The sequence below is a fragment of the Nonomuraea longispora genome (genome assembly GCF_004348345.1).
Lineage (GTDB): Bacteria > Actinomycetota > Actinomycetes > Streptosporangiales > Streptosporangiaceae > Nonomuraea > Nonomuraea longispora.
In genome coordinates this window covers 1-9703 of sequence record NZ_SMJZ01000274.1, presented here as the reverse complement: position 1 = coordinate 9703, position 9703 = coordinate 1, and the positions used below count along the sequence as shown (strand labels likewise).

Annotated in this window: 6 protein-coding genes and 1 tRNA gene; 6 read left to right on the top strand and 1 reads right to left on the bottom strand. The window is 68.5% G+C overall.

Features of this window, described 5'->3' with window-relative positions:
- Positions 1–143 precede the first annotated feature (143 nt).
- From E1267_RS40275 to E1267_RS40260, 4 genes are read left to right on the top strand one after another with little or no spacing between them, the layout of a single operon-like run.
- A complete protein-coding gene (locus E1267_RS40275) occupies positions 144–392 on the top strand; it encodes a hypothetical protein (protein ID WP_132341018.1) in 249 nt (82 codons plus the stop codon).
- A gap of 6 nt (positions 393–398) precedes the next feature.
- Positions 399–1922, top strand: a complete 1524-nt coding sequence (gene csb2 / locus E1267_RS40270) for a type I-G CRISPR-associated protein Csb2 (RefSeq protein ID WP_132341016.1) — start codon at positions 399–401, stop codon at positions 1920–1922.
- Positions 1919–4729 carry a type I-G CRISPR-associated helicase/endonuclease Cas3g gene (gene cas3g / locus E1267_RS40265; protein WP_132341014.1) on the top strand — a complete coding sequence of 937 codons (2811 nt, stop codon included), beginning with the start codon at positions 1919–1921 and terminating at the stop codon, positions 4727–4729. Before csb2 ends, cas3g begins: the two co-directional genes overlap by 4 nt.
- Complete coding sequence (locus E1267_RS40260) at positions 4726–5727, top strand: hypothetical protein (protein WP_132341012.1); 1002 nt, start codon at positions 4726–4728, stop codon at positions 5725–5727. The genes cas3g and E1267_RS40260 overlap by 4 nt, the downstream gene beginning before the upstream one ends.
- A 2818-nt stretch (positions 5728–8545) precedes the next feature.
- On the opposite strand, the gene E1267_RS40255 is transcribed toward E1267_RS40260, so the two are convergent.
- Positions 8546–8617 (bottom strand) — tRNA-Arg (locus E1267_RS40255).
- Positions 8618–8732: 115 nt separating this feature from the next.
- On the opposite strand from E1267_RS40255, the gene E1267_RS40250 reads away from it, so the two are divergent.
- On the top strand, positions 8733–9122 hold the full coding sequence (locus tag E1267_RS40250; RefSeq protein ID WP_132341010.1) for a response regulator transcription factor: 390 nt from the start codon (positions 8733–8735) through the stop codon (positions 9120–9122).
- A 198-nt stretch (positions 9123–9320) separates the two neighbouring features.
- On the top strand, positions 9321–9703 hold a 383-nt coding region (locus E1267_RS40245), incomplete at its 3' end, for an AIM24 family protein (RefSeq protein ID WP_246064606.1).

Sequence of the window (9703 nt, the reverse complement as noted above, 5' to 3'; positions counted from 1 at the left end):
GGCACCGGCCAGTCACCCCCGACCATCCCGCAACCCACCGACCTCCAACTCCATCTCCTGGATCTCCTCGACATCGATCCACGAGACCTCCGCTGAAGATCACTCATGTGCGGAAAACGGGGCTAGCCCGGTCGGATGCGGAGTTGTATCTGCGGGCCAACTGCGACCTGATCGAGGCAGGGGCCACCCGAGTGACCCTGGACGAGCGTGGCGGGCGAACCACCGAGCTCGCTCCGCTGGGGATCAAGGAGGCGGACGCGTTGCTGGCGCAGGCGCTGGAGCGAGCGGAGCGGGAAGCGGGCGTCCGGTGGCAGGGCCCGGTACTGGAGGTCGACGGAAACCCGGCGATCGTCGCAGGTGCTGTCGCCGACGATGCAGCTGAGGAGGAGTGAGCGGCTGTGCCGTACGCGATCATCGCCGAACCACCACTCGGCACGTACCGCGGTCACACTGGGGACGGTGAGGTCGACACGGTGCCCTCACCCGCTCGGCTGGCCGCCGCATTGCTGTGCGCCGCCGCACAGGGGCCGCGGGCCGTCCAGGACGGCGGCGTGCTGCGTCCGTGTGAGGTGGACCTGGCCGCGCTGCGCTGGCTGGAGGCGCATCCACCAGACGGCATTCGTGTTCCTGAGCTGCATGTGAACCGCCCGGAAGGGCTGGCGTACCGGATCCGGCTGCTGGAGAAGCGGCCGACGGGGCGAGTCTTCTCCCGTACGCCGCAACGGCTGAGTTCGGTTGCGGTGAACGGTGGTTACGCCTGGACGTGGCAGGTGGGGCCGCCGGCTGCGCTGCGGGAGGCGATCGAGGCGCTGTGCGCGGAGGTGTCGCATCTGGGCATGGCCGAGACACCGGTGCGGATGTGGGTCGGCACGGCCGAGCCCACCCACGACTTGGTTGCTGACGCGGACTGGTGGGACATTTCGGCGAGCGATCTGGACCTGGAGGTGGCGGCGCCAGGCCGTGCCGAGGCACTGGTCGCCGCCTACCAGGATGACAATGGCGCAGTGCCGTCTGCGGCCAAGGATCGGCTGGTCACCAACGAGAGCCATGTGCGGCCAACGCGGATCACGGCGGCGCTCTCCCCGGCCCGGTACGCCTCTCGCCGCCCGGTGCCTGCGGCCGTGCCGTGGAACACGGCGCTGCTCGCTGAAGTCGGCACGCCGTTGACCGGTGAGGCTGATCGGGTCCGCTGGGCTGTCACCATGCACAAGGCGCTGATCAAGACGATCGGGTACGGTGCCCCGCCCGTCCTGACCGGCAAGTACGCGGCCGGTGTCGAACGCCCGGCCAACCGGTGCGCCATCCAGGCGCTCACCTGCGCCGAGGCCGCGCTCTGTGGCATCTCCGGCGCGCAGGCGGTGTTCGCGCTGCTGCTGCCCGCTGACATCGACGGGGCCGACTACCAGGTCATCAAGGGGGCCTGGGAGACGCTCACCGAAGTCCGCCCCGGGCGGCGGTTGACCTTGAGTCGGCATCGGGAAACGCGCGCAGATCAGTTCTGGAACGCGCCAGAGGAGGGGTATGTCCGGTTGTGGCGTACGGTCCCGGCGGCCGTACCGGAAACTCGCGGGCAGGGCCGGAACTGGACGCTGACCGACGCGGTACGGCTGTCGGTCGGCCTGGTGCTCCGCGACCAGCTAGGTATTTCCCCCGGGAAGGGAGGCGCGTGGTATCGGCAGGTCGCCGATGCTGTCCGGCAGCGCGGGCTGGGCGTGAGAGATGCCATCCCGGTGCGTGACGGCGACGTGAGCAGGTTCGTGCACAAGATTCCTGATGGGTTGCCGCTGCGGCCCTACCGGGCGCTCATCGACCTCGCCAACCTGGCACCGGCGCGCGGTCTGCTGGCCATTGGCCAGGCCAGGCACCTGGGCAACGGGCTGCTCATCCCCGACGACGTGCCGGCTGGGGAGGTGGCGGCGTGAGGCTATCGCTCGAGCGATTCGACGAGTACTTCGCCGCCGTGCACGGCACGGTCGAGATCCGGCCGTACGGTTGGCAGCGCCGGCTGCTGGAGCAGCTCGTCACCGACGGCCGCTGGCCCGAGGTCATCGCGGCGCCCACGAGCGCCGGCAAGACCAGCGTGATCGACATTCACATCTTCGCGGTCGCGTTGATGGCCGCCGGTGCCGCCCCACGGCTGCCGCGCCGGCTGTCGATGGTCGTCGACCGGCGCGTGCTGGTCGACGACCAGCACCAGCACGCCTGCCAGGTACGTGACCGGTTGCACGTGGCTACGAGCGGCATCTTGGCCGAGGTCGCCGACCTGCTCCGATCGCTTCTGGTCACGGCGAACGGGACGTCTCCGCTGTTGATCACCAGGCTGCGCGGCGGAGTACCCGCCCCACGGGCCTGGCGCGACGACGCGACAGCCTGCCAGATCATCTGCGCGACCCCCGACATGTGGGGCAGCAGGCTCCTGTTCAGCGGCTACGGGTCCAGCCCGGCCTCCCGGCCGCGGGAGGCCGGGCTGCTCGCATTCGATTCGGTCGTGGTCGTGGACGAAGCCCACCTGTCCCGGCAGCTGATCTACACGGCCCGGCGAGTCGCGCAACTGGCCGCGATCAGCGACCGCCCGCTGCCGGTGCCGGTGCCGGTGCTTCAGGTGGTGGAGGCGACCGCGACGCCGGACGGATCCGGAGCGGTCAGCCACGTCGATGTGGAGGATGGCGACCTGGCCGACAGCCCCGTGCTCCGGCAGCGGCTGTGTCGCCCTAAGCCGGTCGAACTGCTGGAACTGCCCGTGTGGCCGATCCCGGCCAAGGGTGCCGCACGGGCCAGGGCGCTGGCGACGATGGCCGAGCGGGCCATCGCGCTGCGTGGACAGTACGGGCCGACGATCGGCTGCTTCGTCAACAACGTGGCCACCGCCACCGACCTGGCCGCCCAGCTCGCGCAGACCGGCCGAACCCGCCTGGTGTGCGGCCGGCTCCGCCCCTACGACCTGGACCGACTGCACGGCACGAAGCTGCTGACTCCCGATGGTGACCCTGAGGTCGACTACGTGATCTCCACGCAGAGTCTGGAGGTCGGCGCCGACCTCGACTGGGCGGCCGCCCTGGTCGAGCTGGCCCCCGGTTCGGCCATCATCCAGCGGGCCGGGCGGGTCAACCGGCGCGGCAACCGCACCCACACCCGCATCGTCGTGGCCGGGGCGGACAAACAACTCACCGACAAGACCAACGTCGCCCCGTACGAGGTCGACGACCTGAACGATGCGCTGGCCTGGCTGTGCGAGCGGACCACCGATCCTGACGGGCTTGCCCCCTGGACGCTGCGCGAGCACCCGCCACCCGGCCAGCGTCGACGTCGTACCCTGCTCCAGCGGCCGGAGCTGAGCGATGCCTGGATGTGGTCACGGACCAACGACCTGCTGTTCGCCACCGCTGACCTGGATCTATGGCTCTCCGACGACCTGGCAGACGACCTCGATGTGGGGATCGTCATCCGCCAGGACCTGCCCGCCGACCCGGCAACCGCCATCGACCTGATCCGGGAGCTTCCACCGCTGGACTACGAGGCGATCCCCGCCAAGATCAACGTTGCCCGAGACAGGCTGGCCGAGATCGACACGCTCATGCTCAGGGTGCGCGACGACGAGGTGTCCATCTACAGAGGCCAGGACAACGACCCCAGCGGCCCCGAGCCGCAGCCACAGACCGCTGATCGAACCCTGCGCCCGGGTGACATCGTCGTGGTCGGCAGCAGCGCCGCGATCTTCACCGTGATCGACGACATGCCTCTGGTCGATCGGACCGGCACCGACCTGGCCAGCGATGTCCTTGAAGGCCCCGAAAAAGCGAATGTCGGGCAGTTCGTCTTCCGGCTCGGGCGCGGTTCCTGCCTCGATCCCGCGACGACCAACGACGACGAGGTCAGCTCCGCGATCACGCACGTCCTCTCCGCGGCCACCGCCGATAACGCCGGGTACCTCAACCGCCGGCCCGGACGCCACAACGTGGCCGACGCGCTGGCCAAGCTCGCTGCCCTGCTGGAGGAATCGGCCGCACGCAGCATCCGCGAAGCGATCAAAGCGCTCCGCGGCAGGATCAAGGACTTCGAGGTCACGACACTCGCCGACCCCGACGAGCCACCCAGCAGACTGCTCATCACCGACAACCGCCGGCTGATCCACGACGAGGCGGCCCGCCAGCAGTGGACGCCCAAAGAACGCGTCACGCTCCCCGCCCACGCCCACGCGGTCGCCGCCCGCGCGAGGTCCATCGGCGACCGCCTCGGTCTGGGGCCGCTCGCCGACCTGCTGTGCCTCGCCGGTCTCCACCACGACGACGGCAAAGCCGAGCCTCGCTTTCAGTTCAGCCTGGACCCTGACCAGACCAGCGCCGAACTCCTCGCCAAAAGCGGCATGACCACCCGCAGGAAGATCGACCGGGCCCGAGCCATGTCCGGCCTGCCGAGCAACTGGCGGCACGAACAACTGTCCATCCTCGCCTGCTGGGACGCGCTGGCCGACCTCCCCTGCGACCATCGGGATTTGGTCGCCCGCCTGGTCGGCACCAGCCACGGCCAAGGTCGCCCTGGATACCCCCATACCAGCACCGAACTCACCAGCGACCCCCGCTTCACCGATCTCGCCCGGCTGTTGTTCGACGAGGGCGAATGGGACCACCTGATCGAGCGCACCCACGCCGCCTTCGGCGTGTGGGGATGCGCCTACCTGGAAGCGCTGCTCCGGGCGGCGGACGGACAAGTCTCCAGCGAGGGATCATGAACGGCGTCACGCTGGGCGGCGACCCGCGCCGCCTCATCACCCACCTGGCCCTATACGGCTTGGCCGCGATCTGTGCCGACGCAGGCCACACCGGCCTGCGCCTCAGCTGGACACCCGGGATGAGCCCACGCGCCCACCTCGATATCTCTCCGCAGATCGTCGGCCCTATCGTCCAAGCCCACGCCCAGAACCGCGGGTGGGTGAGGGAGATCATCGCCCTGTCCGGCACCGCCCGCGGGCTTATGAGCCCTCGCCTCAGCGGCATCCCCGACGACGACGGCTGGCAGCACCTCCAGACTCGCCGCCATCAGGTCATTGACTCGCTCACCACCGTCGGCGCCGATCTCGACCTACGTATGCTCGGCGCTCTCGGCGAGCCGTGCTATTGGCGTTTCGACCGGAAGGGGAAAAGGCTTCAGGACGACGCCGCCAGCCGGCTGGAAATGCAACCACGCAACACCGGAGCCGAATTCGTCGGCACCCGCCTCAACAAGATCGCACAAGCAGTGGCCGCCCGCACACCAGACCAGATCCTCCACGGCCTCCTCGGCGATCAGATACACGACGAAGCCGCAGGCAACGCTCCCGACAGCCGCTCCGCAACCGGGCTGGACGTCCCCGGTCCCGCCGACAACGCCGTCGTGTGGGGCGCACTCTGGGGCATTTCCCAGATCCCGCTCGCCCTGCAAACCACCAGAGGCGCAGCCCTAACCAGCGCATCCACCCACCCAGACAGACCCGAACACTTCGCCGTGCCGATGTGGCGGACCCGATGGCATCCCGCACGGCTGCGCACCATCCTGACCTCGCGGCAACTCACCGCCGCCACCGCCGCATTCGTCCACGGTCGGCCGCCGGAGGACGGGCTCATGCGGTGGCTCAGCGCCCGCGGCCTCACCGCAATCATCATCTTCCCCGTCACCATCACCGGTAGCGACAAAGCGCCCGAACGCCGTGCCGGCACCGGGCAACTGCACCCGATCGGAAGCCCACAATGACCGGCCCGCTATCGCGGCGCTCTTGGGCGCCGCCCTTATCGAGGCGTCCGGCATGTCACGCTGCCCGCGTGCGATCGGTGGTTGCGGCGCTCCTTGGGCACCGCCCTTCATGGAGGCCCCATACGGCGCGACAGGTTGCCTTGCGGGTCGAGGGGCGCGGCGCTGTTGAGCACCGCCCTTCATCGAGGCCCCACCCACAAATCGAGCTGCCCCTCGCGCTCAGGGGTTGCGGCGCTCCTGGGCGCCACCCTTCATCGAGGCGACCGGTGGGCCCCACCGACGTGGTCCGAGTCTCGTCGCGGCGTTCTCGGGTGCTGTTCTTATAGAGGCTCCATTACGACCCAGCAGACCGAAGCCCTTGTAGCTTCTGGTGCTTGTGGCGCTGCCCTTCATCGAGGCGACCCCAACGGCATCGTCCTGCACCCTCTCGACTTCGTCGCGGCGCTCTTTGACGCCGCCCTTCATCGAGGCGGCGCCATTCCGGGCGCCCGCTACCTGGTAGTGGAGCAGTCGCGGCGCTTTCGGGCGCCGCCCTTCATCGAGGCCGCGAGATCGGTCTGAAGTACGGCAACGAGCGCAAGTCGGTGGCGCTCGTAGGCACCACCGTTCATCGAGGCGAGATCGACTCCTGGTAGGAGGGCCGGTTCCTGGAGTCGCTGCGCTCCTGGACGACTCCTTTATCGAGGCTGTCGCAGCACGGGGCAGACGGCGGTCACGACTTCGACGCCGCGCTCCGCCGCGCAGCCCTTCATCAAGGCGTCCGCGGGTGACGGCCCACGGAGGTTATAGGCCAGTCGCGGCGCTCGGCGCCGCCCTTCATTGAGGTAAGGTGTCCTCGCCGTAGAGCGTGGTGGTGGCAGGTCGAGGCCCGCGGGCACCATCCTTCATCGAGGCATTTCCCGCGCGCCTATCAGCACGGGGCCTAGCGGATGGCGCGGCGCTCCCAGGCGCCGCCTTTCATCGAGCAGGTGACTCCGTCACAGTTATCCTTGGAGGCGCAGGCGCGGCCTTTCTTGGCGCGTCGTTGCCGAGCACCAAGCCTGCCGCCAGCCGGTTTGCGCCGTCTCTGCCTCCCTTCATTGAGGTTCCATAACGACCCGGAGACCGAATCCGTTATACGAGTCGCGGCGCGCCTGAGTGCCGCTTTTCATCGAGGCATGACGTGGGCGACGGTCGCCAGCGGGTACGTGAGGTCGCGGCGCTCCTCGGCGCCGCCCTTCATCGAGGAAAGGTGATCTTCCGCTCGGTGGACTTTTAGCCGCCGTGTCGCGGCGCTCCTTGGCGTGCCCTTCATCGAGGCTCGCGCTCGGCGGGCCGGATATGGCCGACGTCGCGGTCGCGGCGCTCATGAGCGCCGCCCTTCATCGAGGCATGCGGAACGGACGGCCCTTGCTGAACCCGTCTAGGGTCGCGGCGCTCTTGGGCGTCGCCCTTCATCGAGGCGCCGACCCGAACCTCTCCAGGGAGCTGGACGCCTGGGTCGCGGTGCACTTGGGTACTGTCCTTCATCGAGGTATCTTCACCGCGATGGAGCAAGGCGAAGGCGAGACCAGCCGCGGCGCTCTTGGATGCCGCCCTTCATCAAGGCTGCGGCACCACCAGGCCGGTGAACGCGCCGGTGTCAGTCGCGGCGCTCTTGGGCGCCGCCTTTCATCGAGGCTTCGTCATCTCGATCCACGACGGGTCATCACGTAGGTCGTGGTGCTCTTGGGCGCCGCCCTTCACCGAGGCGTCTTGACCAGGAACTCCGCCTGGCTCGCGGTGTCCCCGTCGCGGCGCTTTTGGGCGTCGCCCTTCATCGAGGCATCCGGACCGTTCGCGCCGACGTCAAGGATCCGCTGTCGCGGCGCCCTTGGGCGTCGCCCTTCATCGAGGCGCTTTACCCATGGGTCGCACCTCCGACGTGCGATCGTCGCAGCGCTCTTGGGTGCCGCCCTTCATCGAGGCGAATCATGGGGGCAGGTCGGCGTAGAGGCGATGTGGTATGGCGCTCCAAAGCGCCGCCCTTCCTGGTGGTCGTCGCGGCGCATTCCAGCGCCGCCCTTCATCGAGGCCCGTAGAGCTGACCATTCCTGAACCGCATTCTGAGGTCGTGGCGCTCCTGGGCGCCACTCTTCGTCCAGGCATCGGGCGGCGGCCGGTCGCGGGATGGATGCGGTCGTTGCGACGCTCTTGGGCGGCGCCGCCCTTCATCGAGGCGAGACCAGCGTCATGGCGCAGCTCGTGCACCGTGAGTTGCGGCGTTCTTGGGCGCCGCTCTTCATGTAGGCGAGGGCCCGGTCGGGCAGCACATCGCCAAGCTGGCCCGTCGCGGCGCCCTTGGCCGCCGCCCTTCATAAAGGCCCGAACGGACGGATCCCACCACCCCCGGGGCTTGCCGTCACGGCGTTCATGGGCGCCGCCCTTCATCGAGGCGGGGCCTGCTTGTAGGTCTGAACGGTGTAGGGCAGTCGCGGCGTTCTTGGGCGCCGCCCTTCATCGAGGCATGGAGGAGACGACCTTCACCAACACGGCTGCGGAGGTCGCGCCGCCCTTCATCGAGGCGAGCCGCGCGACGTGCTGGGGCTCGGCTACCGCGCGCGTCGCGGCGCTCACGGGCGCTGCCCTCCATCGAGGTAGTGCGGCATGTGAGGAAAGCACCGGTGGCATGGCGCCGCCTCACCGTTCGAGGCTTGGTCAGAAGCTCTGTTCTGGCCCACAACTGGCCCACAGCCAGCGAGCTACAACGAGAACGGGCGGGACTCCGTGAGACTGGAGGCCCGCCCGTTCCTGTGATGTTTGCCCTGGTCAACGGCCGGAACCGCTGATCAAGATCGAGTGCCCCCTGTAGGATTCGAACCTACGCACCCGGCTCCGGAGGCCGGTGCTCTATCCCCTGAGCTAAGGGGGCTGACGAGTGACAAGGCTATCAGCATCCTGACACCACTCGGCACCGGATAACGCTCCTTGAACACATCCCGTGAAAACCCGGCGTGACCACCTCACTACAGGTTAACTTGGCGCCCGTGGGCGAGGTTCTTGGGAAAGTACTGGTCGTGGACGATGACGAGGTCATCCGTCAGCTCATCGCGGTCAACCTGAACCTGGAAGGGTTCGAGGTGACGACCGCCACCGATGGGCAGGACTGCCTTGATCTCGTGCTGGAGGTCATGCCGGACGTCATCACGCTCGACGTGATGATGCCCTGCCTGGACGGATGGACGACGGCGGAGAAGCTGCGCACCGACGCGGCCACCAGTCACATCAAGGTGGTGCTGGTCACGGCGCGGGCGCAGGACGATGACCGGGCGCGTGGCCTCGGCATCGGGGTGGACGCCTACCTGACGAAGCCGTTCGATCCGGCGGAGTTGATCCAGGTGGTCAGGGATCTGGCGGCCGGCGTTCAGCGGAGTTGACGGACAGGGGTACGGACCGCTGGTTCATGAAGGGAGCGTGCGGGGCGCGCTGGGTTGAGCGGGTTGCTTGTGCGTGCGGGCCGGGTCCGATCATGGGGTGTGCGTGCAGGTTCGTTGGGTGAGGCGGTTGGAGTGCGCACGCGGTTGTAGGGGATTTTCCGTACGCTGGCGGGCACGACTTCTCGAAAGGTAGAAAACGTGCGCAGCTCCATCTTCGGAAACCTCGACGGCCAGCCCCTGCCCCCCGGCTTCGCTCTCCAGAACGGCAAGATGCTCCGGGTGCAAGTGCCCGAAGTGCTGGCCAAGCAGGGCTCGATGGTCGCCTTCCAGGGGCAGATGGACTTCGACTACGAAGGGTCCGGCGGCATCGGCAAGCTGTTCAAGAAGGCCATGACGGGCGAGGGCGCGTCGCTGATGCGGGTGCGCGGCGAAGGGCTGCTCTATCTCGCCGACAACGCCGACGACATCCACCTGTTCTATCTGGAGAACGAGGGGCTCACGGTCAACGGACGCAACCTGCTCGCCTTCGAGCCGCAGTTGTCGTGGGACATCCAGCGGGTCCAGGGCGCGGGGGTCGCGGC

Bases quoted from the DNA above. Each gene is read 5' to 3' on its own strand.
- E1267_RS40260 (WP_132341012.1), top strand. From the start codon at position 4,726: ATGAACGGCGTCACGCTGGGCGGCGACCCGCGCCGCCTCATCACCCAC.